This window comes from Friedmanniella luteola (assembly GCF_900105065.1).
Lineage (GTDB): Bacteria > Actinomycetota > Actinomycetes > Propionibacteriales > Propionibacteriaceae > Microlunatus > Microlunatus luteolus.
Window position 1 is genome coordinate 3,423,500 of record NZ_LT629749.1, and the last position, 25,916, is coordinate 3,449,415.

Annotated in this window: 27 protein-coding genes; 11 read left to right on the plus strand and 16 right to left on the minus strand. The window is 74.2% G+C overall.

All coding sequences use genetic code 11. The features are described from left to right. Positions 1 to 122 precede the first annotated feature (122 nt). From BLT72_RS16165 to clpS, 8 genes are all read right to left on the minus strand, one after another. Positions 123 to 1,073, minus strand: a complete 951-nt coding sequence (locus tag BLT72_RS16165; RefSeq protein ID WP_091414057.1) for a PLP-dependent cysteine synthase family protein — start codon at positions 1,071 to 1,073, stop codon at positions 123 to 125. Positions 1,074 to 1,087: 14 nt separating this feature from the next. After that, complete coding sequence (locus BLT72_RS16170) at positions 1,088 to 1,363, minus strand: MoaD/ThiS family protein (protein ID WP_091414058.1); 276 nt, start codon at positions 1,361 to 1,363, stop codon at positions 1,088 to 1,090. A 69-nt stretch (positions 1,364 to 1,432) separates the two neighbouring features. Further along, on the minus strand, positions 1,433 to 1,852 hold the full coding sequence (locus BLT72_RS16175; protein WP_091414059.1) for a M67 family metallopeptidase: 420 nt from the start codon (positions 1,850 to 1,852) through the stop codon (positions 1,433 to 1,435). A 136-nt stretch (positions 1,853 to 1,988) separates the two neighbouring features. Continuing rightward, on the minus strand, positions 1,989 to 2,612 hold the full coding sequence (locus BLT72_RS16180) for a DUF1349 domain-containing protein (RefSeq protein WP_091417654.1): 624 nt from the start codon (positions 2,610 to 2,612) through the stop codon (positions 1,989 to 1,991). A gap of 55 nt (positions 2,613 to 2,667) precedes the next feature. Continuing rightward, positions 2,668 to 3,132: a universal stress protein gene (locus BLT72_RS16185; RefSeq protein WP_091414060.1), complete on the minus strand. Its 465-nt coding sequence runs from the start codon at positions 3,130 to 3,132 to the stop codon at positions 2,668 to 2,670. A gap of 3 nt (positions 3,133 to 3,135) precedes the next feature. Continuing rightward, positions 3,136 to 4,608, minus strand: a complete 1,473-nt coding sequence (locus BLT72_RS16190) for an APC family permease (RefSeq protein WP_091414061.1) — start codon at positions 4,606 to 4,608, stop codon at positions 3,136 to 3,138. Between the two features lie 302 nt (positions 4,609 to 4,910). Beyond that, positions 4,911 to 5,486 (minus strand): DUF2017 domain-containing protein, encoded by a 576-nt coding sequence (locus tag BLT72_RS16195; RefSeq protein ID WP_091414062.1) that lies wholly within the window; start codon positions 5,484 to 5,486, stop codon positions 4,911 to 4,913. Between the two features lie 30 nt (positions 5,487 to 5,516). Next, the gene (gene clpS / locus BLT72_RS16200; RefSeq protein ID WP_425349212.1) at positions 5,517 to 5,843 is read right to left on the minus strand and encodes an ATP-dependent Clp protease adapter ClpS; all 327 of its coding nucleotides are present in this window, start codon (positions 5,841 to 5,843) and stop codon (positions 5,517 to 5,519) included. 152 nt (positions 5,844 to 5,995) lie between these two features. Between clpS and BLT72_RS16205 the strand changes: the two genes are divergently transcribed. The 3 genes from BLT72_RS16205 (at position 5,996) to BLT72_RS16215 (ending at position 8,868) form a co-directional block, all read left to right on the plus strand. Beyond that, a complete protein-coding gene (locus tag BLT72_RS16205) occupies positions 5,996 to 7,294 on the plus strand; it encodes a nicotinate phosphoribosyltransferase (RefSeq protein WP_231930660.1) in 1,299 nt (432 codons plus the stop codon). After that, a complete protein-coding gene (locus BLT72_RS16210; RefSeq protein WP_091414065.1) occupies positions 7,291 to 7,869 on the plus strand; it encodes an isochorismatase family protein in 579 nt (192 codons plus the stop codon). The genes BLT72_RS16205 and BLT72_RS16210 overlap by 4 nt, the downstream gene beginning before the upstream one ends. A 114-nt stretch (positions 7,870 to 7,983) precedes the next feature. Next, the gene (locus tag BLT72_RS16215) at positions 7,984 to 8,868 is read left to right on the plus strand and encodes an oxidoreductase (RefSeq protein ID WP_091414066.1); all 885 of its coding nucleotides are present in this window, start codon (positions 7,984 to 7,986) and stop codon (positions 8,866 to 8,868) included. On the opposite strand, the gene BLT72_RS16220 is transcribed toward BLT72_RS16215, so the two are convergent. Continuing rightward, the gene (locus BLT72_RS16220; protein WP_091414067.1) at positions 8,847 to 9,278 is read right to left on the minus strand and encodes an MmcQ/YjbR family DNA-binding protein; all 432 of its coding nucleotides are present in this window, start codon (positions 9,276 to 9,278) and stop codon (positions 8,847 to 8,849) included. The two genes, BLT72_RS16215 and BLT72_RS16220, sit on opposite strands and share 22 nt — an antisense overlap. Positions 9,279 to 9,331: 53 nt before the next feature. Between BLT72_RS16220 and BLT72_RS16225 the strand changes: the two genes are divergently transcribed. Then, positions 9,332 to 10,129, plus strand: coding sequence for a hypothetical protein (locus BLT72_RS16225; RefSeq protein ID WP_091414068.1), 798 nt, complete (start codon positions 9,332 to 9,334; stop codon positions 10,127 to 10,129). A gap of 3 nt (positions 10,130 to 10,132) precedes the next feature. Here the strand turns inward: BLT72_RS16225 and BLT72_RS16230 are convergent, their stop codons facing one another. Both BLT72_RS16230 and BLT72_RS16235 read right to left on the minus strand, forming a co-directional pair. Continuing rightward, entirely contained in the window at positions 10,133 to 12,004 is a 1,872-nt protein-coding gene (locus BLT72_RS16230) for an SdrD B-like domain-containing protein (RefSeq protein ID WP_157720532.1), read from the minus strand. A 160-nt stretch (positions 12,005 to 12,164) separates the two neighbouring features. Next, positions 12,165 to 13,055 carry an RDD family protein gene (locus tag BLT72_RS16235; protein WP_091414071.1) on the minus strand — a complete coding sequence of 297 codons (891 nt, stop codon included), beginning with the start codon at positions 13,053 to 13,055 and terminating at the stop codon, positions 12,165 to 12,167. A gap of 222 nt (positions 13,056 to 13,277) precedes the next feature. Here BLT72_RS16235 and BLT72_RS16240 point away from each other — a divergent pair, with 222 nt between their 5' ends. From BLT72_RS16240 to BLT72_RS16250, 3 genes are all read left to right on the plus strand, one after another. Further along, positions 13,278 to 14,774: a mannitol dehydrogenase family protein gene (locus BLT72_RS16240; protein WP_091417655.1), complete on the plus strand. Its 1,497-nt coding sequence runs from the start codon at positions 13,278 to 13,280 to the stop codon at positions 14,772 to 14,774. A 124-nt stretch (positions 14,775 to 14,898) separates the two neighbouring features. Then, positions 14,899 to 15,375 (plus strand): DUF2243 domain-containing protein, encoded by a 477-nt coding sequence (locus tag BLT72_RS16245; protein ID WP_091414072.1) that lies wholly within the window; start codon positions 14,899 to 14,901, stop codon positions 15,373 to 15,375. Further along, positions 15,368 to 16,174 (plus strand): cytochrome c oxidase assembly protein, encoded by an 807-nt coding sequence (locus BLT72_RS16250; protein ID WP_157720533.1) that lies wholly within the window; start codon positions 15,368 to 15,370, stop codon positions 16,172 to 16,174. Before BLT72_RS16245 ends, BLT72_RS16250 begins: the two co-directional genes overlap by 8 nt. Before the next feature lie 79 nt (positions 16,175 to 16,253). Here the strand turns inward: BLT72_RS16250 and BLT72_RS16255 are convergent, their stop codons facing one another. From BLT72_RS16255 to BLT72_RS16270, 4 genes are all read right to left on the minus strand, one after another. Then, a complete protein-coding gene (locus BLT72_RS16255; RefSeq protein ID WP_091414074.1) occupies positions 16,254 to 16,877 on the minus strand; it encodes a hypothetical protein in 624 nt (207 codons plus the stop codon). A 132-nt stretch (positions 16,878 to 17,009) separates the two neighbouring features. Next, positions 17,010 to 17,936, minus strand: a complete 927-nt coding sequence (locus BLT72_RS16260) for a YsnF/AvaK domain-containing protein (protein ID WP_231930093.1) — start codon at positions 17,934 to 17,936, stop codon at positions 17,010 to 17,012. 148 nt (positions 17,937 to 18,084) lie between these two features. Continuing rightward, complete coding sequence (locus tag BLT72_RS16265) at positions 18,085 to 18,639, minus strand: hypothetical protein (protein ID WP_091414075.1); 555 nt, start codon at positions 18,637 to 18,639, stop codon at positions 18,085 to 18,087. 129 nt (positions 18,640 to 18,768) lie between these two features. Further along, positions 18,769 to 20,082, minus strand: coding sequence for a UDP-glucose dehydrogenase family protein (locus BLT72_RS16270; RefSeq protein WP_091414077.1), 1,314 nt, complete (start codon positions 20,080 to 20,082; stop codon positions 18,769 to 18,771). Positions 20,083 to 20,295: 213 nt separating this feature from the next. On the opposite strand from BLT72_RS16270, the gene BLT72_RS16275 reads away from it, so the two are divergent. Next, positions 20,296 to 20,481 carry a hypothetical protein gene (locus BLT72_RS16275; RefSeq protein WP_091414078.1) on the plus strand — a complete coding sequence of 62 codons (186 nt, stop codon included), beginning with the start codon at positions 20,296 to 20,298 and terminating at the stop codon, positions 20,479 to 20,481. Positions 20,482 to 20,488: 7 nt separating this feature from the next. On the opposite strand, the gene BLT72_RS22310 is transcribed toward BLT72_RS16275, so the two are convergent. Beyond that, positions 20,489 to 21,784, minus strand: a complete 1,296-nt coding sequence (locus BLT72_RS22310) for a glycosyltransferase family 2 protein (protein ID WP_157720534.1) — start codon at positions 21,782 to 21,784, stop codon at positions 20,489 to 20,491. A gap of 186 nt (positions 21,785 to 21,970) precedes the next feature. Here BLT72_RS22310 and BLT72_RS22315 point away from each other — a divergent pair, with 186 nt between their 5' ends. The 3 genes from BLT72_RS22315 (at position 21,971) to BLT72_RS16290 (ending at position 25,916) form a co-directional block, all read left to right on the plus strand. Then, positions 21,971 to 23,134, plus strand: a complete 1,164-nt coding sequence (locus tag BLT72_RS22315; RefSeq protein ID WP_157720535.1) for a glycoside hydrolase family 16 protein — start codon at positions 21,971 to 21,973, stop codon at positions 23,132 to 23,134. A gap of 218 nt (positions 23,135 to 23,352) precedes the next feature. Then, complete coding sequence (locus BLT72_RS16285) at positions 23,353 to 24,057, plus strand: FHA domain-containing protein (protein WP_091414080.1); 705 nt, start codon at positions 23,353 to 23,355, stop codon at positions 24,055 to 24,057. Beyond that, positions 24,054 to 25,916, plus strand: a complete 1,863-nt coding sequence (locus tag BLT72_RS16290; RefSeq protein WP_157720536.1) for a hypothetical protein — start codon at positions 24,054 to 24,056, stop codon at positions 25,914 to 25,916. Before BLT72_RS16285 ends, BLT72_RS16290 begins: the two co-directional genes overlap by 4 nt.

Genomic DNA, 25,916 nt, shown 5'->3' on the forward strand with positions numbered 1-25,916 from the left:
CGGCTCCGGCTGACCCCGCTGAGGCCCTGCGACGAGTTCGGGGAGCGGTGGTCCGGCTCGACGAGCGAGGCCCTCCCGACGAGCTCAGGGAACGGCGCTCGACGGGCCCGGGGAGCGGAGGGTCAGGCCCAGACCTGCGTGTCGAGGAAGTCCTCGGACGCGTCCAGGTCCGTCGTGTAGGCGCCGGTGGAGAGGTACTTCCAGCCGCCGTCGCAGATGATCAGGACGATGTCGGCGGACTCCCCCGCCTTCTCGGCCCGGGCGGCCTGGGCCAGCGCGGCGTGGACGATGGCGCCGGTGGAGAGGCCGGCGAAGATGCCCTCCCGCTCGAGCAGCTCCCGAACCCGGCGGATCGCGTCGCGGGAGCCGACGGAGAACCGCGAGGTGACGTACTGCGGGTCGTACAGCTCGGGGACGAAGCCCTCGTCGAGGTTCCGCAGCCCGTACACCAGCTCGCCGTAGCGCGGCTCGGCCGCGACGATCTTCACGTCGGGCTTCTTGTCGGCGAAGAAGCGGCCGATCCCCATCAGCGTGCCGGTCGTGCCGAGCCCGGCGACCACGTGGGTGACCTCGGGCAGGTCCTCGAGGATCTCGGGGCCGGTGGTCAGGTAGTGCGCCTCGGCGTTGGCCGGGTTCCCGTACTGGTAGAGCATCACCCAGTCGGGGTGCTCGGCCGCCAGCTCCTTGGCCACCCGGACGGCCTCGTTGGAGCCGCCGGCGGCCGGGGAGGACACGATCTCCGCGCCCCACATGGCGAGGATCTGGCGACGTTCCACCGACGTGTTCTCCGGCATCACGCAGATCATCCGGTAGCCGCCGAGCTTGGCCGCCATGGCGAGCGAGATGCCGGTGTTGCCGCTGGTCGGCTCGAGGATCGTCGCCCCCGGCTTCAGCTGCCCGGACGCCTCGGCCACCCGGATCATGTTGAAGGCGGCGCGGTCCTTGATCGACCCGGTCGGGTTGCGGTCCTCCAGCTTCGCCCACAGCCGGACGCGGTCGCTCGGGGACAGCGCGGGCAGGCCCACCATCGGGGTGTTCCCGACGGAGTCGGCCAGCGAGTGGTAGCGCGTCACGGGGTGGCCGCGGCTCAGGCGCCGCCGGCCACGGCCGGCAGGACGACCACGATGTCGCCGTCGACGGTGGGGGCCTCGAGCCCGCCGGTAAACCGGACGTCCTCGTCGTTGACGTAGACGTTGACGAAGCGCCGCAGGTTGTCCGACTCCACCAGCCGGGCCTTCAGCCCGGGGTGGCGGCTCTCGACGTCGTCGATCACCTGCGCCAGCGTGGCGCCCGCACCCTGGACGGCCTTCTCGCCGCCGGTGAACGTCCGCAGGATCGTCGGGATCCGCACCTCTACCGTCATGGTCCTACCTCTCCTCGCCGCACAGCCGCGCTGCGCACGACCTCCGGTCCAACAGCGGCCGCCAGGGGCCTATTCCGTGATGGTGAGCTCTTCCTCGGTGACCACGCCGTCCACGATGCGGTAGGAGCGCACCGACACCGGGCCCTCGGTGGCTCCCGACTCGGCGGTCGAGACGAGGACGTAGTGGGCCTGCGGCTCGGAGGCGTAGGCGATGTCGGTGCGCGACGGGTAGGCCTCCGTCGCGGTGTGGGAGTGGTAGACGACCACGACCTCCTCGTCGGCGTCGTCCATCGCCTGGTAGAGCCGCAGCTGCTCGGTGGGGTCGAACCGGAAGAAGGTCGGCGAGCGGTCCGCGTTCGTCATGGCCACGAACCGGGCGGGCACGTCGGAGCCGGCCGGTCCGACGACCACCCCGCACGCCTCGTCCGGGTGGTCGGCACGGGCGTGGGCCACCATGGCGTCCACGTGGGCACGGGCGATCCTCAGCACGGCGGCGAGCCTAGTGGTTGGTCCTCGCCCCGCTCGGACGCGGATGCCCACTCCAGTCCACGGATCGGCGACGGGGTGCAGCCGGTCCTTGCTCCGCTCGGGGCGAGGACCGGCCACGCGGAGCGAGGACCGACAGCTAGGAGCCGTCGCGGAGGTCGGCCAACCGGTCCTCGACGAAGCGCAGGGACTCGAACCGGACCGTGCAGCCCTCACCGGTGGGCGACTGGACCTCCAGGCCCACCCGGTGCTCGGCCAGCGCGTCGCCGAGGCTGAAGACCCGCACCAGCGCCCAGTCCATCCCGTCGGTGGAGGCGTGGTACGCGTAGACCCGGTCGACGCGGGACACCCGCAGCCACACGGAGCGCTCGGGGACGACGAAGGAGTTCGCGTCGTCGGACAGCCCGAGCGTGACCACGGAGACCACCATCGGCTCGCCGGCCGGTGACCGCTCGAAGCAGAGCTTGGCCCAGTGCGTGTCGTCGAGCCAGAGGAGCAGCACGCCGGCGTCGAACTGGGCGGCGAAGTCGACCGACACCCGGGCGCTGAGCTGGAAGTCCCCGGCCGGCGGGGAGCCCAGCAGGGTGGCGGCGTTCAGCAGCGACTCGGCGTCGGCCGAGCCGGACCCGCCCGGGTTGACGTAGAGGTCGGTGTGCCCGGGGGCCTCGGCGACGACGGTGCCGTCCTCGTCCGTGCGCCACACCCCCGGCGACGAGGGGGTCAGGGGGAAACCCAGGCCGGGCAGGTCCAGCGCGTCGCTCATGCCGAGCACACTAGACCGGGCCCGTCCGCCCACGGGCCCGGCCGGGCGGCCCGGCTCAGCCGGTGGCGCGCTCGCTGCGGGGCGTGGGCCGGCAGATCAGCACCGGGCACGGCGCCGAGTGCTGCACCCGCGAGGCGGTGCTGCCCAGCAGGATCGTCGGGGTGAGGCCCCGGCTGCCCGCGGCCATGGAGATCAGGTCGGCGCCGAGGTCCTCGGCCGCGCGGACGATCTCCTGGGCCGGGGAGCCGCTGCGCACCTGCTTGTGGATCGCCGGCCCCCAGCCGTCGAACGTGGCCGCCACGAGGTCGACCGCGGTCTGCGCCTCGTGCTGGAAGCTGAGGTCCGTCAGCTCGGTGGACCCCTGCGGACCGATCTCGTTGGCGAACGGCACCGCGGCGAACGGGCTCACGACCGCGATCACGGTCACGTCGGTGATCTCGCGGGAGTCGGCGATCCACTTGAACTGCTTGGCCCCGACCAGGGACGCGCGGGAGCCGTCGGTGGTGACGATGCAGTGCATGGCTCAGATCTCCTGGTGGGTGGAGGAGGACGGGTCGACGGCCTGCGGGTCCGCGGCGCCGGGGCCGCGGGGTCCGTCCTTCTTGTGGCCGAAGAACTTCTCGGCGAGGAACAGCACCAGACCGACGGCCAGCAGGCCGGCCACCCACAGGAGCGCCGCCGGGTCGTCGATCAGGGTGTAGGCCAGCACGGCCAGGTTGCCGAGCATGCCGATGACCAGCAGCGGGGTGCTGGCCCGGTAGGTGTCGGAGGTCTCGTCCTGGCCGCGCAGCTTCAGGCAGGCCACGATCACCAGCGCGTAGATGAAGAGCAGGAACACCACCGTGATGGTGGCCAGGCGGTCGACGACGTCCAGCTGCTGCTCCTCGGGGAGCCCCGCCTGGCTCGCGCGGATCGCCGCGCCGATCACCAGCAGGGCACCGACCACCGCGGCGCCGAAGAGCAGGGCCACGTAGGGGCTGCGCCGCGTCGGGTGGACCTTGGCGAACACCGACGGCACCACGTCCTCGCGGGCCATCCCGTACAGGATCCGGGACTGGGCGACCACGGTGACCAGCGTGGTGTTGCTGATGGCGACCATGGCGATCAGCCCGAAGACGACGATCATGATCGTCGCCGGGATGAAGAAGAGGTCGGCGCGGATGACCTCGAGCAGCGTGTTGCCGGCCAGCACGTCGATGGGGAGCGCGAGGGCCGCGGCGATGGAGACCAGGACGTAGACCACGCCCGCGGTCAGCATGCCGCCGATCAGCGCCCGCGGGAAGGCGCGGGACGGGTTGATGGTCTCCTCGGCCACGTTGGCCGCGTTCTCGAACCCGGTCATGGCGAAGAAGGCGAGCGAGACGCCGGCCAGGACGGCGATCACCGGCGAGCCCTCGGCGCTGAACTGCAGCAGGACCGACGGGCTGTTGACCCCCTCCACCAGGGCGATCACCCCGATGATCACGACGATGACCAGGCCCGTGAGCTCGATGAAGGTCATCACGACGTTCGCCACCACCGACTCGGTGATCCCGATGAGGTTGATGACCGTGATGATGCCGACGAAGACCAGCGCGACCACGGTGGCGCCCCAGATCGACTCCTCGGACAACCCGACGACCCCGCTGAAGTAGCGCACGAAGCCCGAGGCCAGCGAGCCCACCGCGGCCATGTTGGCCGACAGCATGCAGATCGTGATGAAGAAGGTCAGCAGGGGGCTGCGGAACGCCTTGTTGATGTAGAGCGACGCCCCCGCCGCCTGGGGGTACTTGGTGACCAGCTCGGCGTACGCGAGCCCGGTGATGGCGGCGATCGCGACGCCGGCGAGGAAGGCCATCCAGAAGGCCCCGCCCACGGCCGCGGCCACCAGGCCGACGAGCACGTAGATCCCCGAGCCGAGGACGTCGCCGACCACGTAGAAGTACAGCTGCTTGCCGGTGATCGAGCGTTTGAGCTCGCTGTGCCGCTGGACGTCCTCGACCGCTGGAGTAGTCATGGCGAGACATTACTGTGAGATGTGTTACAGAGGCGTTCCGGGCCTCACCATTCCCGAGAGGTCACCCGGCGCCCGGTGAGGTCGAGGGTGCGGGCGACCTCACCGCGCCGCGGTCCGGGCGCCCGGCCGGGCGCCCGCGGCTGCTGCCGGGGGCTGGTGCCGGGGCAGGGCCTCGTCCCCCACTTCACACCCCGTCGACGTACTTCACACCCCGTGCCGAGGGTGCGCGGACCACCGGAGGGGTGTGAAGTGGGGGGCCAGCGGGGGGTGCCGGGTGCCGGCCCCCGCCGCGGGACCCGTGGTCACAGGGACGCGATCAGGGTCTCCTGCGCGAAGCCGAGCCAGTCGTAGACGCTCATCATGTAGCTGCGCGGGTCCTCGTCGGGCAGCTCGGCCAGCTCCTCGGCGCTCTCGGCGTCGGTGATGCCGAGCCGGGTCGCGACGGCCAGCCGGACCCCGGTCAGGGTGCGCAGCCAGGCCCCCGCGTCGGCCGGGTCGACCCGCAGGTCGCGGCTGCCGCCGGCGGTCTGCTCCAGGTCGCGGAGCACCACGCGGGCGTCGTCCACCTTCTTGCCCCGCAGGTCGCGCTCGGTGAAGCGGCGGAAGTCCGACGAGGCCGACGCGTCGTGCGGGTAGGCGTTGGGGAACAGCCGGCGCAGCACCGGGTCGTCGGACACCTCGGGGGCGTCGGGCTCGGCCTGCAGGTCGCGGACGAGCCGCTCGAACGGGTCGCTGCTCGCCCCCGTCGCGCTGAAGTGCTCGGGCTCGCCGTCGGAGACCAGTTCGACGAGCTGGTTGACCAGGGATGTCAGCAGCTCGACCTCGTAGCTGCTGAGCGAGGTGCTGACCACCCCGCGACGGCGGCTGAACTTCTTCACGCGGCGGTCGCCCCGGCGGTCCGGGCCGGCTCAGTCATCGGCTCGGTCCATCGTCGCCCACAGGCCGTACTCGTGCATGGCGCCGACGTCGCGCTCCATCTCCTCGCGCGAGCCGCTGGAGACGATCGCCTTGCCGTCGTTGTGGACCTGCATCATCAGCTTCGCGGCCTTGCTCTTGGAGTAGTGGAAGTAGGTCACGAAGACGTGGGTGACGTAGGACATCAGGTTGACGGGGTCGTCCCAGACGATGGTGACCCACGGCGTCTGCGGCGTCGTCTGCTCGAGCGGACGCTCGACGACCGCCGTCCCCCCGGCGGGGACGACGGGCACCCCCTCGGTTCCGGACATGGCCCCCATTGTGGCCCACCCCGGGCAGCACCGGCACCGGCACCGGGCTGGCTAGGGTTGCCCCCGTGACCGTCCCGGACCCGGCGCCCGCCGCCGTCGCCGCGTGGGGCCCCCGCGAGGTGCCGACCACCGCCCTGCTCACCGACCACTACGAGCTGACCATGCTGCAGGCCGCCCTGCAGGCGGGGACGGCCGACCGGCCGTGCGTGTTCGAGCTGTTCGCCCGACGGCTGCCGCCCGGCCGCCGCTACGGGGTGGTCGCCGGGGTGGGCCGCGCGCTGCGGGCCCTGGAGCACTTCCGCTTCGACACCGAGTCGTTGGAGTTCCTGCGCGGGGCGTCCGTGGTCGACGACCGCACCGCCGACTGGCTGGCCGACTTCCGCTTCGACGGCAGCATCTGGGGCTACCCGGAGGGCGAGATCTACTTCCCCGGCTCCCCCATCGTCGTCGTCGAGTCCAGCTTCGCCGCCGGCGTCGTGCTGGAGACGGTGCTGCTCAGCATCTACAACCACGACGCGGCCATCGCCTCCGCCGCCTCCCGGATGACCGCGATGGCGGGCGACCGGCCGTGCATCGAGATGGGCTCGCGGCGCACCCAGGAGCTGGCGGCGGTCGCCGCCGCCCGGGCGGCCTACGTCGCGGGGTTCGAGGCCACCTCCAACCTCGAGGCCGGTCGCCGCTACGGGGTGCCCACCCGCGGCACCTCGGCCCACTCGTTCACCCTGCTGCACGCCGACGAGCGGGCCGCCTTCGCCGCCCAGATCGCCGCGCTCGGGGAGGACACCACCCTGCTGGTCGACACCTACGACGTCGAGGCCGCCGTCCGGACCGGGGTGGAGCTCACCGGCGGCCGGCTGGGCGCCGTCCGGCTCGACTCCGGGGACCTGGCCCTGATGGCCACCCAGGTGCGCGCGCTGCTGGACTCCCTCGGGGCGACCGGCACGCGGATCATCGTCACCAGCGACCTCGACGAGTTCACGATCGCCGCCCTGTCCGGTGCCCCCGTCGACGGCTACGGCGTGGGCACCGCCCTGGTCACCGGCAGCGGCGCGCCGACCAGCGGGTTCGTGTACAAGCTGGTGGCCCGCGCCGAGTCCGACGAGCCCGGCGCCCCGATGACGCCGGTGGCCAAGAAGAGCGCCGACAAGATCTCCGTCGGCGGCCGGAAGTACGCCGTCCGCCGGCTGTCGCGGGCCGGGGTGGCGGAGGCCGAGCTGGTCGGCATCGGCGCCGTCTCCCGGCACGACTCCGACGACCGGGAGCTGCTGGTGCCGCTGGTCACCGACGGCGAGATCGTCGGCCGGGAGTCCCTGGAGACCGCGCGGGACCGGCACCGCCGGGCCCGCGCCGAGCTGCCGCTCGAGGCCCTCAAGATGTCGCGCGGGGAGCCGGTGGTCGAGACCGTCTACGCCGGGGCCGGCGCCGTGCAGGGCAACCCGTACGCGCCGGCGGGCCGGTGACCGGCGCCGCGGGCGGGAGCAGCACCGCGCTGCTCGTCGTCGACGTCCAGCGCGACTTCTGCGAGGGCGGTGCGCTGGCGGTGGCCGGTGGTGCCGCCGTGGCGGCCGCGATCGAGGCGCTGCTCGCGTCGGGACCCGGCTACGGCACCGTCGTCGCCACCCGCGACCACCACGTCGACCCGGGTGCCCACTTCTCCGCGACCCCGGACTACGTCGACAGCTGGCCCCCGCACTGCGTCGTGGGGACCCCGGGGGCCGAGCTGCACGACGCGCTGGCCGCGCGGCCGTTCGACGCCGTCTTCGACAAGGGCGAGCACGCCGCCGCCTACTCCGGTTTCGAGGGCCGGTCCGCCGACGGGACCGCGCTCGCGACCTTCCTGCGGGAGCGCGGGGTGGAGCAGGTCGAGATCTGCGGCATCGCCACCGACCACTGCGTCCGGGCCACCGCGCTCGACGCGGCGGCCGCCGGCTTCCGCACCACCGTGCTGCTGGGCCTCACCGCCGCCGTCGCCCCCGAACGGCTCGACGCGACCTTCGCCCAGCTCCGGGCCGCCGGCGTCGAGGTGCGCCGCTGAGCCTCGGCCCCTCCCCGCCGGAGAGCCGTGGACGGGGGCGGGCAGACCCACCACCCGTCCACGCCTCGCCGACGACGACGGGACCGGCCGTCCCGGCCGACCTACAGTGGCGCCATGACGCGCTGGACGACCGACGACCTGCCCGACCAGACCGGCCGCACCTACGTGGTCACCGGGGCCAACAGCGGGCTCGGCCGGCAGACCGCGGCCGCCCTGGCGGCCGTCGGCGCCCGGGTGGTGCTGGCGGTCCGGGACCGGGGCCGGGGCGAGGAGGCCGCCCGCGCGATGACCGGTGACGTGGAGGTCCGCGTGCTGGACCTGGCCGACCTGGCCTCGGTCCGCCGCTTCGCCGACGGCTGGTCGGGCCCGCTGGACGTGCTCGTCAACAACGCCGGGCTGATGGCCGTGCCGCAGCAGCGCACCGCCGACGGCTTCGAGATGCAGCTGGGCACCAACCACCTCGGCCACTTCGCGCTGACCAACCTGCTGCTGCCCGCGGTGACGGACCGGGTGGTCACCGTCTCCTCCGGGCTCCACCGCCGGGGCCGGGTCGTGCTGGACGACCTCAACTGGGAGCGCCGCCGCTACAGCCCCTACGGCGCCTACGGGCAGTCGAAGCTGGCCAACCTGCTGTTCACCCTGGAGCTCGAGCGCCGGCTGGTGGCCGACGGCTCCCCCGTCCGCGCGCTGGCCGCGCACCCGGGCTACGCCGCCACCAACCTGCAGGGCGGGCACGGCCGGTTCCTCGACCTGCTGACCGGGGCGGCCAACCGGATCTTCGCCCAGTCCGACGCCCAGGGCGCGCTGCCCACCCTCTACGCCGCGGTCGCCGACCTCCCGGGCGGCAGCTACGTCGGTCCGGACGGGCGGTCGGAGATGCGGGGCCACCCGACGCTCGTCGGCCGCAGCGCCGAAGCCAGCGACAGCACCCTGGCCGCCCGGCTCTGGACCGCGTCGGAGGAGCTGACCGGGGTCCGCTACCCGGTCCTGCCGGGCTGAGCGCTCGGGCCGCGGCGTTGCTGGGACGTGCGCGCGTCCAGCTCACGGCGGCCGCGCGCCGACACCGTGCAGCGGTACGCGTCCAGCACCACGGCCGCCAGCTCGTCGCGCTCGACCTGGTCCAGCCGCACGCCGAGCCAGCCGCGGTGACCCACGTAGGGCGGTCGGAAGAAGCGGTCGGGCTCCAGCACCACCAGCTCGGCCTGGACGCCGTCGGGCGCCGCGCACCACAGCGCCAGCCGGCCGTCGCCGTGGTGGTCGTCGAGGAACATCGCGAAGCAGCGCGGATCGGCGAAGAACGCGGGACCGCCGTGGCTGGGCCGCTCCGTCACCCGCGGCAGGGCCAGGCACAGCCCGCGCAGCAGCTCCAGCGCCGCCGCGGCCTGCGCCGCGTCGTACGTCGCGCCCATCCCGGCTCCTCCCGCGGGTGGGCCGACGCCCGGCCCGGCTCTAGTCTGCCGAGATGGACGCCGTCACCACAACGCTGCTGGAGCACCTGCTCGACGACCGCCCGGCCCCGGGGACGGACCCGACGACCGTCGTCGCCGAGCACGCCCGGCACCGCGACGGCGGGCACGCCGCCGCCGTCGGCCGTCTCGTCGTGCCCGACACGGCGCTCGTCGCCACCGGCCGGGTCCGGGCGACCCTGCCCGGGTCGGCGGCCTGGCCGGTGACCGTCGAGGCCTCCGGGGGGGCTGGCGGCGTGGCCGCGCTGGCCGGCCGGTCGGCGTCGGGGCTGCGCGTCGAGGCCGTGGAGACGGTGCTGCGCGACCTGGACGACCTCAGCGGTGCCGTCGGCCGGGTCGCGGCGGCGGCCGCCACCCTGACCGACGTGGCGGTCTTCGTCGAGCTCCCGGCGGTCCCCGGCTGGGTGCGGGCGGTGGAGGCCGTCGAGGCGGCCGGGCTGCTCGCCCGGGTGACCGCGGCGGCCGGCGCCGACGCGGTCGCGCTCGCCGACCGGCTGTCGGTCCTGGTCGAGGCCGACCTGCCGTTCGCCGTCGTCCTGCCGCCGGGGACCGGACGGCCGGGGCTCGCGGTGCTCGGGCTGGCCATGCTGGTCGAGGCGCTGGTCGACGGCGCCGAGCCGGCCGAGGCCGCGGCGCTGCTGAGCGGGACGGACCCGGGGCGAGTGCGGGCCGGCCTGGCCCGCTGGGACGCCGCCACCGCGACCCGGGTCCGACGGCGGCTCCGGGCGGTCAGCACCGACCTGGGGGCGGCCCTGGCCGACCTCACCGCCCTGGGCGCGCTCCACGCCGGCTGAGGGTCAGCGGCGGCGGAGCCGGGCCCGAAGGAGGACGCCGGCGCCCACGGCGACCAGCAGCAGGCCCGCCAGGGCCGGCAGGAGCGGGCTGGCGCCGCTGCCGGCGACCGCGGCCGCCGGACTGGCGACGGTCGGGGTGGCGGCGGTGGCGGCGGTGGCGGTCGGCGTCGCCGGCGGGGGTGCGGTCCCCGCGGCGGCCGTCGCCGACGTCGTGAGCCCGGCGGCCACCTGCGTCTCGACGGGGTTGCCCTCGCCGACGCTGATCGGGGCCGTCAGCGCGTTGCCGTAGACGTCGGAGTCGGTGGTGGGATCCGTGCCGGCCCGGGGGGTCGTGAAGTGCAGACCGCGCGGCAGCGTGGGGAACCGGAGCCGGTACTGCCCCTCGGGCAGCCGGTCGAAGCTGAAGCGTCCGCTGGCGGCCGTCTGGGTCGTCGCCACGACGTCGCCGGCGCCGTCCAGCAGCTCCACCACGACTCCGGCGACGCCCGGCTCGCCCGCGTCCCGGACGCCGTTGCCGTTCCGGTCGCGCCAGACCCGGTTGGTGATGGTGTAGCTGCCGACCGTGCCGGCGTTGACCGAGGTGAGCACGAAGTCCGCGTCGGCGTCACCGACCTCCGAGCCCGGTACCAGGTCGGCCGTGCCCTGCGCCAGCCGGAACGGCTCCGACGTCGCCGTCACCGGGTCCGGGGCGGAGTCGACGGCCCGGTTGCTGCCGACCCGCTGCCGGGTCAGCACCCGGTGCGCGCCCAGGTCGGCGAACCGGACCCGGTAGGAGCCCTCCCGCAGCCCGGAGAACCGGTAGCGGCCCTGGTCGTCGGTCGTGGTGGTCGCCACGACGCGCGTGCCGTCCAGCAGGAGGACCCGGGCGCGGCCGGCGGGCTCGGCGGGCTCGAGCAGGCCGTCGACGTCGAGGTCCTGCCAGACGACCGAGGCGATGGCGAAGCGCAACGGCGCCACCCCGGCGTCGACGGCTGCGTTGAGGTAGTCGGCGCGGAGTCCGTCCCGGGCGTCGACGGGGCGGACGTCGCCCTCCCCGCGGTCGAGGGTGAAGGACGGGGTGACGCCGGTGTAGTCGGGGTCGGAGTCCGCGGCCGCGGGACCGACGCCGGCCGGGCTGAGCTTGGAACCGCCCCCCAGACCCGCGAAGCGGAGGGCGTAGGTGCCGGCGGGCAGGTCGTCGAAGAGGTAGTGGCCGTCACCGTCACTGGTGGTCGACCCGACGACACCGCCGTCCCCGTCGAGCAGCTGGACGCTCACCCCGCCGCGCCCCGGCTCGCCGTCGTCCTGGCGGCCGTCCCCGTCACCGTCGTCCCAGACGCGGTCGCCGACCGCGAAGCGCGGTTCCTCCTCGACCACCCGCCGGGTCTCGGGGACGGCGGGCTCCGGCTCCTCGCTCACCTGGAGGGTGGGGTCCGGCTCGGTGGGGGTGGGCTCGGCCGTCGGAGGGGCGGCCACCACGCCGAGCGTGACGGACTGGCTACCCGCGCTCACGTCGACGGTGGAGCTGAAGGGGGCGAAGGAGTCGCTGGGCGCGGCCGGCACGAACCCCAGGCCGTCCGGCACCTGCGCGGTGACGAAGTAGCGGCCCCCGGCGAGCTGGGCCGTCGGCTCCACCACGAAGCGGCCCTCGTCGTCGGTGCTGCCGGACACGGTGCCACCGCCGGCGTCGGCGACCGTGACGTGCACGCCGGCCTGCCGGCCGTCCGTCTCGGGGTCGTAGCTCCCGTCGGCGTCCAGGTCGACGGCCACCGTGACGCTCAGGGTGCCGTCGGTGACGTCGGCCAGCGCGGGCGCGGTCGTCAGAGCCGGGGCGCAGGCCAGCGCGGCGACGGCGGCCAGGCAGGCCGGACGCAGCACACGACGCGGTCGAGGCACGGGCACCCTTGGTTGGACGGGCAGACGGAAGGGGAAGGCTGACGGCGGGGACGTGCGACCTCCCGGCGCCCCGGCCTGCGCTCAATATAGTCACGACCGTGGCCCCCGGCACGCCGGACGCCGAGGTCGGTGCCACCGTCGTCGGCCGGGGCCCCACGGCTCAGCGGCGGACGACCTGCGTCCGGGCCAGCAGGTCGTGGATCGCCTGGCGCCGGGGCTGCCAGAGCGGGAACAGCGCGTCGAGCAGCTGGAAGGGCCCCAGCAGCAGGCTCAGCCCGGGGGCGGCCCAGACCAGGGCCCGGGTGAGGGACCGTCGCCAGTCCAGCCCGCCCGGGCTGCGGCCCGCGTCGACGGGGACCACCCGCAGGGAGCAGAGCAGCTTCCCGGGCGTCGCTCCGCGCCAGCGCAGGAACACCGCGTGGTAGACGAACGTGAGCCCGACGGAGGCCAGCGCCAGCAGCAGCTGGTCGCCGGTGGACATCAGGCTCTGCTGGTCGAGCACCGGCTGCGGCAGGCCCCGCTCCGCTGCCGCCACCGCCTCGGCGAAGTAGGCGGAGACCCGCTCCAGCACCGGCAGCAGCAACGGCAGGGTGGCCAGCGTGACCAGCAGGCCGACGACGAACCCGTCGACGACCGCGGCCAGCACCCGCCACCACCAGCCGGCCAGCGGGACGCCGTCGGCCGTGAAGGTCGCCTGCCCCGGGCGCCCACCGGGCTGGCCCGGGTAGCCCGCCGGCAGGTGGCCCGGCTGGGCCGGGTAGCCCGGCTGGGCCGGGTAGCCCGGCTGGGCCGGATACCCCTGCTGGGGCGGGTAGCCCTGCTGCGGCGGGTGGCCCTGCTGCTGGGGCTGGTCCGGCTGCTGACCCTGGGGGTACCCGGGCTGGGACGGGCCCGCCGGGGCGGCGCCCTCGCGGGGCCGGGTGGTGCGCGCCCACTGCCAGCCGTCCCAGTACCGCTCCTGAGCGCCGTCCAGCGGGTCGGCGTACCAGCCGGACGGGGCCGCGTGGCGGCCGGGCGGGACCGGAGGACTGCCGACGGGGATACCAGACACCCCTCCATCCTAGGGAGCGACGCCGCTCCGGCCGCCCGACGCGACGGGCCGCCGGCGGTCCCCCGAGCGCCCGCCGCCAGCCGTCGGCGGGGCCCGCGAGGCCGGACGGTCGGGGTGCCCGGCCGTCCGGGCAGCCGGAGCAACCCGGGCCCGTCGGGGTGGGCATCGGAGGGGCCGCTGCGTTATACATGGCTCTGCCCGCCCGTGACCGAGGAGTCGACGATGACCGCTGGTGCCCTCACCCATCTCGAGACCGCCCAGCTGGGCGCGCTCGAGGTGCCCGTGCCCGGCTACGACCGGTCGGCGGTGACGGCGGGGATCGTGCACTTCGGGGTCGGCGGCTTCCACCGGGCGCACCAGGCGATGTACCTGGACCGGCTGATGGACCAGGGCAAGGCGCTGGACTGGGGCATCTGCGGCGTCGGCGTGATGGCCGCCGACGCGCGGATGCGGGACGCCATGGCCGCGCAGGACTGCCTCTACACCCTGGTGCTCAAGGCCCCCGACGGCAGCTGGACCCCCAAGGTGGTCGGCTCGATCGTCGACTACCTCTTTGCCCCGGACGACCCGGAGGCCGTCATCGAGAAGATGGCCGACCCCGCCACCCGGATCGTCTCGCTGACGGTCACCGAGGGCGGCTACAACTTCTCCCCCGTCACCGGCGAGTTCGACGCCGAGAACCCGGCCGTGCAGGCCGACCTCGCTCCCGGCGCGGCGCCGGCCACCACGTTCGGGCTCGTCACCGAGGCGCTCGCCCGCCGCCGGGACCGGGGCGTGCCCCCGTTCACCGTGATGTCCTGCGACAACATCCCCGGCAACGGGCACATGGCCCAGCAGGTCTTCGCGGCCTTCGCCGAGCTCCGGGACCCCGGGCTGGGCGCCTGGGTGCGGGAGGAGGTCCGCTTCCCCAACTCGATGGTCGACCGGATCACCCCGGTCACCACCGAGGACGACAAGGTGCAGATCGCCGCCCGCTTCGGCCTCGACGACGCCTGGCCCGTTGTGTGCGAGCCGTTCACCCAGTGGGTGCTGGAGGACCAGTTCACGCTGGGCCGACCGCCGCTGGAGGAGGTCGGGGTCCAGGTCGTCGCCGACGTCGAACCCTACGAGCTGATGAAGCTGAGGCTGCTCAACGCCAGCCACCAGGCGCTCTGCTACTTCGGCCACCTCGCCGGCTACCGGCTGGTCCACGAGGTGGCGCAGGACCCGCTCTTCGCCCGGTTCCTGCGCGCCTACATGGACGACGAGGGCACGCCGACCCTGCCGCCCGTGCCCGGCATGGACCTCGAGGCCTACAAGAGCGAGCTGATCGCCCGCTTCTCCAACGACGCGGTCCGCGACACGGTGGCGCGGCTGTGCGCCGAGAGCTCCGACCGGATCCCCAAGTGGCTGCTGCCCGTGATCCGGATCAACCTGGCGGCCGGCCGCGGCACCCGGCTCGCGGCCGCGGTCGTCGCCAGCTGGGCCCGGTACGCCGAGGCGGTGGACGAGCAGGGCGAGCCGATCCAGGTGGTCGACCGGCTGGCCGAGGAGCTGACGGCGACCGCCCGTCGGCAGCAGGACGAACCGCTGGCCTTCGTGGCCAACCGGCGGCTGTTCGGGGACCTGGTCGACGAGCCGGGCTTCACCGGCCCCTACCTGGAGACGCTGACCTCGCTGCACGAGCACGGCGCCCGGGTGACGCTGGAGCGGCTGATGGCGCCGGCCCGGGCGGTGTGACCGGGCGGCGTCACCGGACCGGTGGCGCCGCGGGCCGGGGTCGCGCGCGGTCGGCTCGCCGGAGGTTGGGCCCGGGAGGCACCGGGTAGACCGAGCGTCACCGACCGCACCCGAGGAGCATCCCGTGAGCCAGGCCGTCCCGCAGACCCGACCGACCCGCACGCCGCGTGCGGCGAGCTGGTGGTCGGGGGCCCTGGTCGGGGTGGGGGTGGCCGCCTTCGTCGACGAGACCGTCTTCCACCAGCTGCTGCACTGGCACCACTTCTACGACCGCTCGACGCCCGAGGCCGGCCTGGTCTCCGACGGGCTGTTCCACGCCTTCGGGTGGTTCGCCGTCGTGGCGGGGCTGTTCTGGTTCGCCGCCCTGCGCCGGCGGGCGGAGCTGGTGACCGCGCGCTGGGTCGGTGGGCTGCTGGTGGGCGCGGGAGCCTTCCAGCTCTACGACGGCACGGTGCAGCACAAGCTGCTGGGCCTGCACCAGATCCGCTACGACGTCGACCTGGCGCCCTACGACCTGGCGTGGGACGTCGTCGCCGTCGCGCTGGTGGTGGCCGGGGTCGTCGTCGGCCGGCGGGACCGCCGCGCCGCTGCCGGTGGGTGAGCACGGGAGCCACGGTCCCGACCCGACCGCCGTGCTCGTGCTGCTGCTCGCGGTGCCCGCCGTCGCCGGCTACCTGGTGGCCGTGCGGCGCGAGGCCGGACGGCGGTCCTGGCCGCGTGGCCGGACGCTGTGCTGGCTGGCCGGTGCCCTCGCCGTCGCGGTCGGCACGAGCGGACCGCTCGCCGCGGCCGCGCACGGGGACGGTGGAGGGCCGGGCGACTTCCGCGCCCACGCCGTCGCCCACGTCCTGGTCGGCATGCTGGGACCGCTGCTGCTGGCCCTCGGGTCGCCCGTCAGCCTGGCCCTGCGGGCCCTGCCGGTGCCGGCCGCCCGCCGGTTGAGCGGCGTGCTGCGGAGCCGGCCGCTGCGGGTGCTGACCGAGCCGGCCACCGTGGTGCTGCTCGACCTCGGCGGGCTGTGGCTCCTCTACCGGACGCCGCTGCTGGGCTGGACCCACACGTCTGCGGGCGTGCACCTGCTGGTGCACGTCCACCTGGTGCTGGCCGGCTACCTGCTGGCCGCGGTGCTGGTGGGCCGCGACCCGCTCCCCCACCGCCGCTCGCACCGCCACCGGGCCATCGCCCTGGTGGTCGCGATGGCCGCGCACGGGGTCCTCGCCAAGTCGCTGTACGCCGCGCCGCCGACCGCCGTCGACCCGGCGACCGTCCAGGCCGGGGCGATGGTCATGTACTACGCGGGCGACGCCGTCGAGCTGGCGCTGGCGGTCCTGCTCTGCCGCGGCTGGTTCGCCGCTGCCGCCCGGCCCCGGGTCCGCTCGTCCGTCCTGCCCTCGGGCTGAGCCCGCCGGGGTCCGGGCGCGCCGGCGCCGGTGGTCCCCGCGGGGACCACCGGCGCGTCGTGCGTCGGGCGTGCGGGGCTCAGGCCTCCTCGAAGCCCGCCCGGTCCACGCGACGGTGGTAGCGCATGCCGGCGAGCCCGCCGAGCAGGGCGCCCACGAGGCTGATCAGGACGATCGCCGCGACGGTGATGATCCCGCCACCGGCCAGCGCGTCACCGTCCACCGGCAGCCGCGGCAGGCCGCTGGCCCGGCTCAGCAGGTCGACCTGGTTGCCGGCGATGAAGCCGAGCACCCCGACGACGATGGTGAAGATCAGCGCCCAGAGCCACACGCCGAGGCCCTGCTTGACGCCGCTGAACCGCGCCATCCGCGCGGCGACGTAGCCGCCGGCGAAGTAGGCCACCAGGACGACGACCAGCAGCACGATGCCGCTGACCAGCCCGATGGTGCGGATCTGGCTGTCGGCCGGCTGGGCACCGAAGATGCCGTTGACGCCCAGCGCGGCGCCGACCGCCGCCAGCAGGGCGGTCAGCAGGACGGCTGTCCCGGTGGCGGTCAGCCACCCGAAGAACGAGCAGCCGAACTTCATCCCGCCGAACTGCTCCTTCTGCCGGGCCACCAGCTCCTGGTGGCCCGTCGCGCCGCCCGGGGTGCCGGGACGGCGCTCCCCGGTGCCGGGACCGGGGTTGACTGCGCTGCTCATGGGTTCTCCTCGTGATCCGTGGCGCGGTCCTCGCTCGTGCCGGGCCCTTCGTGCCGGCTCCGGACGCGGAACTGCCGCCGCTCCCCAAGGGTAGGGGAGCGACGGCAGCATCTGCGGTTCCGAGAACCGAGGTCAGCGCCTCGTGTCGGCGTCGCCGTCGAGCTCGATCTGCTCCTTGCGCACCTCTTCGGAGATGGTCTCCTGGTCGGTGACCGTCTCCTTGTCGAGGCGGACGCGCTCGACCGGGACGGCCTCCTTCTGGACGACCGGCTCCTCGGCGTGGAGGACGACCTCGTGCTCCTCCTCGCTGATGGCGGGACCGTCGTACGCGTCGCCGCGGTTGGCCTCGGTGATGGGCTCGCGCTCGAGCCGCACCTCCTCGTGGCTGACCGGGACGGTCTCGGTGACGTTCTCGGTCACGACGTACTTGCGCAGCCGGGCCCGACCGGTCTCGCGGGTGGTGGTGCCGACCTTGACCTGCTCCTCGGAGCGGGTCATGGCCTCGTCGGTCGTCGGGCCCGAGGTGTCGTGGCCGACGGCGCCGCGGCTGCTGTCGACGTCGTCGTCACGGTCCGTGGTGCCGGTGCCGGCGGCGAAGCCGGTCCCGGTGCCGCTGCCGCCGGTGGTGGCGGTCTCGGTGTAGTCGGCGTCGGAGGCGTTCTCGACGTAGCCGCTGGCGATGCCCGTCTCGGTGCCGGTCCCGGAGGTGGAGTCGGCGTAACCGGCGCCGCCGGAGCCGGAGCCCAGGCCGTAGTACGCGTACAGCTGGTCCTCTTCGTCGGGCGAGAGGTTGCCGTCGGGGTCGACGCGCGGGGCGTCCTTGACCTTGTCCTTGTCGAAGCCCACGACGACGTCGTCGCCCTGGACGCTGGCGCCCTCGAGCGGGACGAAGGACTCCTTGGTGCCGAACAGACCGGTCTTCGCGGTCACCCAGGTCGGGTCACCGGTGGAGTCGTCCAGGTAGATCTGGCCGATCCCGCCGATCTTGCCACCGTCGGTGGAGACGACGTTGCCGCCGGAACCGGCGAGCGTGCGTGCTTGGTCAGTGGTCAAGCTCACGATGGTGCTCCTCCTGGGACGGCCTCGCGGTCACCGCTGTTTACGGTGTAAACGCCGTCCCGATGTTGCAGGTTACCCGGGTGCGGGTGGCCCAAACAGGGGGCACCGGACATGGGTCCGGTGCCTCCGCCCGTCGGGTGGGGTGTGGTCAGCGGCCGAGCTTGAGCCGGTCCGTCACGCCGGACAGGACCGAGGTGGGGCGCTGCTGCTCGCCCGCGTAGCTGCTGACGACCAGCAGGGTGCCGGTCAGGGCGGGGATGACCCACTGCAGCAGCTGGAGCTGCTTCTGCGCCTTCGCGACCTCCGGCGGGGTGGTGGCGGCCGGCTCGGTGCCGGACGCGGCCGGGACGGCGCCGTGGTCGGACACCTTGCGGCCCAGCACCCGGCTGTAGCCGGTGGCCCCGAGCGCGGCGACGGTCACGACGGTCTTGACGACCGACATGGCGAGGACGCCCTTCTGGCTGGCCAGGCGCTCGCTGTTGCCGACGAGCTGGCCGACGGAGCCGACGAGGTGGGCGCCGATGGCGGCCGCGTTGACGGGGGTCCAGGCGTCCCAGCCGGCGTTCGAGACGGCGCCGGTGGAGCGGGCGTCGCCGGCGGCCGAGGCGGCACGGTTCAACGCGACGGCGTTGGCGAGGGTGCCGCCGAACCAGGCGGAGAGGCCGACGTCGTGCAGCGAGCGGGAGATGACATTGGTCTGCATGGGTGCTCCTGTAGCTGGTGCGGACCTGCTCGAGTACCCGACCGGTGCGACCTCAGACGACCGCGGGGCCGTGGGCAGGGTCACGCATCCGGGAGCGCACGGCGCGCGAAGGGGCCCGGGCGGCCGCCGTCAGGGCCGGCCCATCCCCCGGTAGGTCCAGCCCGCCGCTCGCCAGGCCGCGGCGTCCAGCACGTTGCGGCCGTCGAGGACCAGCCTCGAGGCCACCAGGCCGCCGACCTCGACGGGGTCGAGGTCGCGGTACTGCGGCCACTCCGTCACCAGCACGACGGCCTCGGCCCCGCGCAGCGCGTCCCGGGTGTCCGTCGCGAAGCCCAGCTGGGGGTGCAGCCGCAGCGAGGTGGGGATCGCCGCCGGGTCCGTCGCCACGACGTGCGCCCCGAGGCCGTGCAGCCGGACCGCCACGTCGAGCGCCGGCGAGTCCCGGACGTCGTCGGACTCGGGCTTGAAGGCGAGGCCGAGGACGGTCACCTTCTTCTGGAACACGCTGCCGTCGAGCGCCTCGACGACCATGTCGACCATCTGCTGGCGGCGCCGCAGGTTGATCGCGTCGATCTCCTTGAGGAACGCCACCGACTCCCCGCGCCCCAGCTCCTCCGCCCGGGCCGTGAACGCGCGGATGTCCTTGGGCAGGCAGCCGCCGCCGAAGCCGATGCCGGCGTTGAGGAAGCGCCGGCCGATGCGGACGTCGTGGCCGAGCGCGTCGGCCAGCGCGGTGACGTCCGCGCCGGCGGCGTCGGCGATCTCGCTCATCGCGTTGATGAACGAGATCTTGGTGGCCAGGAAGGCGTTCGCGGCGGCCTTGACCAGCTCGGCCGTCGCGTAGTCGGTGACGATCAGCGGGGTGCCGCGGCCGAGCGCGTCGGCGTAGACCTCGTCCAGCAGCGTCCGGGCGCGCTCGCCGGGCTCCCCGGCCGGCACGCCGTAGACCAGCCGGTCCGGGCTGATCGTGTCCCGGACCGCGAAGCCCTCGCGCAGGAACTCCGGGTTCCAGGCCAGCACCGCCCCGCTGCCCGCCTCGTCGAGCCGCTCCTGCAGCCGGGCCGCGGTGCCGACGGGCACCGTCGACTTCCCGACGACCAGGTCGCCGGGAGCCAGGTGCGGCAGGAGGCCCTCGATCGCGGCGTCGACGTAGCTGAGGTCGGCCGCGTTCTCCCCGCGGCGCTGCGGCGTCCCGACGGCCACGAAGTGCACCCGGGCCCCGCGGACGGCCGCGGTGCCGGTCGCGAAGGTGAGACGCCCGGACGCCGCCCCGGCCTGCAGGAGGTCCTCCAGGCCCGGCTCGAAGATGGGCGCGGAGCCGGAGGCGAGGGCCTCGACCTTGGCCGCGTCGACGTCCACCCCGACCACCTCGTGACCGAGCTGGGCCATGCAGGCGGCGTGCACGGCACCGAGGTAGCCGCACCCGATGACGGAGATCCTCATGTGCGTCCTCAGGGTCGGAGCCGGTGCTCCCGGCAGGGTCACCTGGTCGGGACGGGACGGCACAAACTAGCCGATCCCGGACGCTCCACGGGTGTCCGGCACACCCGTCGGACGGGCCGGCCGGGACCCGGCGTCGACCGGTCCGGGAGCGGGCTCGGCTGCCCTATGCTTCTGAGCGCCTCGAGTACCGCGGGGACCTGAGGAGGCCTGTCCATGCGTGCTCTGACCGGCACCTGCGTCTGCGGGCACCCCGGTGCCGCGCACGAGCACTACCGTCGCGGCACCGACTGCGCGCTGTGCGCGCCCGGAGCCTGCCGCCACTTCCGCACCCACCCGACGTGGCGCGAGCGCCTCAGCGCCGTGCTGGGCTCGGACCGGGACCGCGGGACGCCCCCGTAGGTCCTGCTCAGCGCCGCGCCGCGCGCCGGGCCCGGACGTAGAGCAGGGGGCCGGCCGCGTACCCCCGCAGCTCGGAGCGGCCCAGCTCGGCCGGGAACTGGTCGCTGCGGCCCGCGTTCTTCTCCGAGCCGGGCGCGAGCAGCTTGCGGAACCCGGCCGGCAGCCGGCGGCCGATCTCGAGGGCCCGTCGCGGCCGGAGGGCGTGCTTGACCACCACGGCGGCCATCCCGCTCCCGTAGCCGTACATCTGGCGCTCCAGCGCGGCCATGTCCGCCCGGGCGTGGTGGCGGACGACGGCGGCGGGCTCGTACACCAGCGCGCGGCCGTCGAACATCACGGCCAGGAACGCGTCGAGGTCCTCCCCGCCGCGGGTCGGGCTGCCCGCGCCGAGGGCCTCGTCGAAGAGCGCCTGCCCGCGCAGCCAGTCGAGCCGGAACGCCATGTTGTTGCCCGAGCCGTACACGCCGGCGGAGTAGGGGAAGAGGACGCCGCCGTCCCCGCGGGCGCCGAGCGCGGCCACGGCGGGCGGCGGCGGTCGCGTCGACCAGACCGTGGGCACGAAGCCCTTGTCGAAGGCGCCGAACTCCTCGAACCAGAGCTGCGCCGGGGTGGCGAGCTCGGCCGGCAGCACGAGCCCCGTGGTGCACACCACCGCCGGGTCGACGGCGAAGGGCCGCACCAGCCGGGCCAGCCACCCGGGGTCGGCGAAGGCGTCGTCGTCGGTGAAGGCCACCAGCTCACCGGTGGCCGCGGCGACGCCGGCGTTGCGCGCGGCGGAGAGCCCTCGGCGCGGCTGGTCGACGACGCGGAGCCGGGGGTCGTCGACGTCCTGCAGCAGCGCGGGCACCAGGCCGGACGCGGGCTGGTTGTCGACCACCACCAGCTCGAGGTGGGGATGGGTCTGCGCCAGCACCGAGGCCACCGTCTGCTTCAGCCGGGGGTCCTCGCCCAGGGTGCAGACGACCACGCTGACGCGGACGTCGTCCGCGACCGGGGCGGCCGCGCAGACCACCGTCGGGTCCAGGAGGGCGTCCGGGCCGGCCCCCGCCAGACCGTCGGCGGCGAGGTGCGCGGCGACCGCGTCGCCCAGCCGCTCGAGTGCGAGCGCCCGCAGGTCGACGGGCCCGCCCTCGCCGGGCTCGAGGAGGGCCAGGGTCCCGACGGGGACGCCGTGGACCCGGACGAGCGCCAGCACCTGGCCGGCGGCGTTGGGCGTCGGGGCCTCGCCGGGACGGCTCAGGTCCAGGTCGCCGACGGGCACGGGGAGGAAGGGGGGCGCTGGCTGCGTGTCTCTGTCAGGCACGCTTCGATCCTCGCACGGCGGCCCCGGACAGCCGGGGATCACCGGCTCGGACCCCGAGACGGCGGCGTGCGGGACTCGACATCGCCATGGCCGGTCGACACACTGTCCACGGAAGCGGCTGTGCCGAAGCGAAGCAGTGCTGCTCGAGCAGCAACACGGGTCTTCCACACTCGAGGGAGCGATTGGATGACGAGCACCGACCCGCAGCGTCCTGCCCGACCACGTGGGCGGCTCTGGCCCCGGATGCTGGGGACAGCCGTCGCCGGCTTGCTCGTGGCCTCCGCCGCCGACCCGGCGCAGGCGGCCAGCAGCTTCACCCGTTCTGGTCTGGGGACGACGGTCAACGGGAGTTCCGTCACGGCTCGGGTCACGCTGAAGGCGTCGCCTGCTGTCACGGCCTCCCGCTTCACGGTCTGCGCCCGCAGCAGCGCGGGCGCCGTCGTCGACTTCCCCTACCAGCAGAACACCCGGATCACGACGACGGGCACCGCCTACTCGGGGAGCAGGTCCTTCAGCGCCGGCTCCTACGTCGCTTTCGCATGCGTCCAGGTCGGGACGCAGTGGTCCGCGGTCGGGGATGTCGTCAGCTTCACGGTCGGCGGCGCCCTGGCGGGAACGACGGGGACGATGCCCACGGGTGACCTCCCGGGATGGCGGCAGGTCTTCAAGGACGACTTCGCGACCAGTGCCGGGCGGGGGTCCCTGCTGTCCAACCCCGCGTACAGCCGTCGCTGGTACTCCTACTCCGGCTACAACGACACCTCGGGCCGGGGCCGGTACAACCCGGCCGCGGTCATGTCGACCACGGGCGGGGCCCTCGACTGGTACGTGCACACCGCCGGCGGACAGCACAACGTCGCAGCGATGGTGCCGATCAACCCCTCGACGGGCTGGGGCCAGCGGTACGGCCGCTACTCCGTGCGGTTCCGGAGCGACCAGCTGCCCGGCTACAAGCTCGCGTTCATGCTCTGGCCCGACTCCGACAACTGGGGCGAGGGCGAGGTGGACTTCCCCGAGGTGGGTTCTCTCGAGCAGGGCAACAGGATCTACGCCAACCTCTACCAGCGCGGGAACACGGCGACCGGCACCCCGGGTCCGAGCACGGGCTTCAGGACGACCACCGACGCCGCGGGCTCCGGCTGGCACGTCGCGACGACCGAGTGGTCTCCGAACAAGCTCACCTACTACCTCGACGGCAAGGCCCTGGGCACACTCACCACGGGCGTCCCGACCACGAGCTTCCACCCGGTGCTGCAGGTCGAGACAGCGGTGGGCGGGCCCTCCCCGAGCAGCGCCGTCAGCGGCCATGTCCAGGTCGACTGGGTGACGATGTACGCGTACGCGCCCTGACATCTGGTGCGGACGGCCGTCACGGCCGGCGGGTGGGTCATACTGGGCCACGTGAGCGACCCGCCGAACGGCGACGGGACCGCTCCGCAGGTCGGCGGTGATCGCGGCGCTCGGGGACCTCGGAACGAGCGACAGGAGTGACGATCGCCTTGAGCACGGCAGCTGCGCGGTGGAGACCGCCGTCCGACATCGCCCGCGGCGAGGGCAGGGCTTCGCTCGTGGTGGCTCTCCTCGCGCTGGTCGCACTCGTCCTCGCCGCTGCTGACGTGTCCGGTCCCGTGCGGGCGGTCGTCGTCGCCGCGGCCCTGCTGAGCGCCCCAGGACTGGCCCTGCTGCCCTGGGTCGGCGCCGTCGACGGATGGGTCCGGGCGGCCACCGCGGTGTCCCTGAGCCTCGCCGTCGAGACGCTCGTGGCGCTGGCGATGATCTGGACCAGGACGTGGCACCCCGTCGTGGCCGGTTGCACGGTCCTCGCCCTCAGCGCCGGCGTCATCCTCGTCCGAGAGCTGCGGTCGGCCGCAGGGGCTCCCCCGGCGTCGAGGGTCCGACCCGCCGGCGCGGTCGAGACGACAGCCCCCGACGCCGCACCCCTGGTCGAGCGGCCCTGGGCGGTCGTGCTCGACGACGGCCGGGTGGTCGAGGTGACCGACTCGCTGCTCATCGGCCGTGACCCCGACGGTCGTGCGGGCCGGGTTCTGGGCATCGGCGACGACACCCGGACGGTCTCGCGCTCGCACCTGCGGTTCGAGCTCGACGCTGCCCACCTCTACGTCGTCGACCTCGGGTCGGCGAACGGCACCAGCGTGACCGGACCGGATGGCGCACCTCGGCGCTGTTCGCCCGATCTGCGGACCCCGGTCGACGTCGACGACATCGTCTCCTTCGGCCGCCACTGGGTCAGAGTCACCCGGGGGCAGCGATGACCGCCGCAACCCGTCCCACCGAGGCGCAACCGCCGGTCCGGGCCACGTCGACGCCCCCCGGAGGTCGCCCCGGCTGGACCGCAGACGTCGTCCTCGGTGTTCTCCTGGTGGTCGCTGCCGGGCTCTGGCTGGTGGCGCTGCGCCAGACTCGAACCGGCAACCTCGACCAGTGGGGTCTCCTCGCCGCCTTCCCGGTCGCCTGGTTCGTCGCGCTCGTCCTGGCGCTGGGCAGCGTGGTGACCGGCCTGCTCAGCCGGCGACCGCTGCGCGACGGCTGGATGGCCGCCCATCTCGCCCTCGTCGTGCTCATCCTCTACGGCACGGCGGCCCTGATCGAGGACGCGCCGCGGCTGCCCTGGGTCTACAAGCACATCGCCGTCACGCGCTACCTCGAGGCGAACGGTTCGGTCAACCCCGCGATCGACATCTACCAGCGCTGGCCGGGCTTCTTCGCCCTCACAGCCCAGCTGGGCGAGATGATGGGACTGCAGGACCCGGTCGACTGGGCCGGCCTGGCCGAACCCGGGTTCGCCCTGGTCGACGCACTGCTGGTGCTCACCCTCACCCGCGCCCTCTCCCGCGACCGACGCTGGTGCTGGACGGCGACCACCCTCTTCTGCACCACCAACTGGGTGGCGCAGAACTACTTCGCGCCCCAGGCCCTGGGTTACACCCTCTACCTCTTCATCGGCCTGATGGTCATCACGACGATGAGCCGCCCGCCCGGGCGGCTGGGCCTGTGGCTGGAGCGCACGGTCGGCAGAGTGCTGCGTGCGCGGCCGGCGGTCGACGGAGCTCCGGACGACCGTCTGGGAGTCGCCCTGGGGTCCCCGGCGCTGGTGCACCGTGCCTGGGTCGTGGTCGCCGTGCTCGGCGCCTTCACCGCCGTGGTGGCCAGCCACCAGCTGACGCCCTACCTCATCCTGCTGGCGCTGGGCCCGCTGTTCGTGCTGGGCTACCTGCGACCGGTCCTCCTCGTGGTCGGGATGGGCGTCATCACGCTCGCCTACCTGGTGCCCAACTTGGACTACGTGCAGTCCCACTTCGGACTCTTCAGCGGCTTCGACCCCGTCGCCAACGCGGTGTACTCGGCCGTCGACCGCTCCACCCTGCTGCCCGGCGCGGTCTGGCAGGCGCGAGGGACCCAGCTGATCTCCGCCGTCGTCTACCTCACCGCGCTGGTCGGCCTCGTGCGCCGCGTCCGCTGGGGCGGCGTCCGCTCCGCCCTGGTCGTGGCCTGGCTGATGGTGGCCCCTGTCCTGGTGCTGGCGGGCCAGTCCTACGGCGGCGAGGGTCGCCTGCGCGTCTACCTGTTCTCGCTCCCCTGGTGCGCGATGGCCGCTGCCTGGGCGTTCTGGCCCACCGAGCGGGCCCCGCGTCTGCCGACCCGCGTCGTGCTGCCGACCCTCGTGGGGGTGCTCACCGCTCTGTTCGTGCTCAGCTACTTCCAGCCCGAGGCTGACTACCGGGTGCCCCGGTCCGACGTCGTCGCAGCGCAGTGGATCGACGGCCAGGTGCGCCGCGGCGACGTCGTCCTCACGACCTCGCCGGCCTTCCCGCTGCTGGTCGGTCCCCGCTACGACAACCTCAGCCTCGACGGCTCACTCGGGGACTACAAGCGCTACTTCCCCCAGCCCCTCGAGGAGCAGGACCTGCGGCGGATCGCGGCCGACCTGTCCGACCCCGGCGAGCCGTACCGGCTCTTCGTGGTGTTCTCCGACAACCAGTACCGCTACGACACCGAGCACGGCACCTACGCTCCCGGCGAGCTGGCTGCGCTGGAGGCCCGGATCGGCGCCGAGGCCCAGGACCGGCAGGTCTACGACTCCGGTGCCGTGCGGATCTACGAGCTGCGCTGA

Coding starts and splice junctions, on each gene's coding strand:
- BLT72_RS16220 (WP_091414067.1), bottom strand. CDS start 9,278: ATGGGCGCGACGTACGACGCGGCGCAGGCCGCGGCGGCGCTGGAGCTG.
- clpS (WP_425349212.1), bottom strand. CDS start 5,843: ATGGGGGCCATGTCCGGAACCGAGGGGGTGCCCGTCGTCCCCGCCGGG.
- BLT72_RS16265 (WP_091414075.1), bottom strand. CDS start 18,639: ATGCAGACCAATGTCATCTCCCGCTCGCTGCACGACGTCGGCCTCTCC.
- BLT72_RS22315 (WP_157720535.1), top strand. CDS start 21,971: ATGACGAGCACCGACCCGCAGCGTCCTGCCCGACCACGTGGGCGGCTC.
- BLT72_RS16270 (WP_091414077.1), bottom strand. CDS start 20,082: ATGAGGATCTCCGTCATCGGGTGCGGCTACCTCGGTGCCGTGCACGCC.
- BLT72_RS16170 (WP_091414058.1), bottom strand. CDS start 1,363: ATGACGGTAGAGGTGCGGATCCCGACGATCCTGCGGACGTTCACCGGC.
- BLT72_RS16275 (WP_091414078.1), top strand. CDS start 20,296: ATGCGTGCTCTGACCGGCACCTGCGTCTGCGGGCACCCCGGTGCCGCG.
- BLT72_RS16205 (WP_231930660.1), top strand. CDS start 5,996: ATGCTGCAGGCCGCCCTGCAGGCGGGGACGGCCGACCGGCCGTGCGTG.
- BLT72_RS16290 (WP_157720536.1), top strand. CDS start 24,054: ATGACCGCCGCAACCCGTCCCACCGAGGCGCAACCGCCGGTCCGGGCC.
- BLT72_RS16185 (WP_091414060.1), bottom strand. CDS start 3,132: ATGCACTGCATCGTCACCACCGACGGCTCCCGCGCGTCCCTGGTCGGG.
- BLT72_RS16255 (WP_091414074.1), bottom strand. CDS start 16,877: ATGAGCAGCGCAGTCAACCCCGGTCCCGGCACCGGGGAGCGCCGTCCC.
- BLT72_RS16215 (WP_091414066.1), top strand. CDS start 7,984: ATGACGCGCTGGACGACCGACGACCTGCCCGACCAGACCGGCCGCACC.
- BLT72_RS16190 (WP_091414061.1), bottom strand. CDS start 4,608: ATGACTACTCCAGCGGTCGAGGACGTCCAGCGGCACAGCGAGCTCAAA.
- BLT72_RS16225 (WP_091414068.1), top strand. CDS start 9,332: ATGGACGCCGTCACCACAACGCTGCTGGAGCACCTGCTCGACGACCGC.
- BLT72_RS16180 (WP_091417654.1), bottom strand. CDS start 2,612: ATGAGCGACGCGCTGGACCTGCCCGGCCTGGGTTTCCCCCTGACCCCC.
- BLT72_RS16240 (WP_091417655.1), top strand. CDS start 13,278: ATGACCGCTGGTGCCCTCACCCATCTCGAGACCGCCCAGCTGGGCGCG.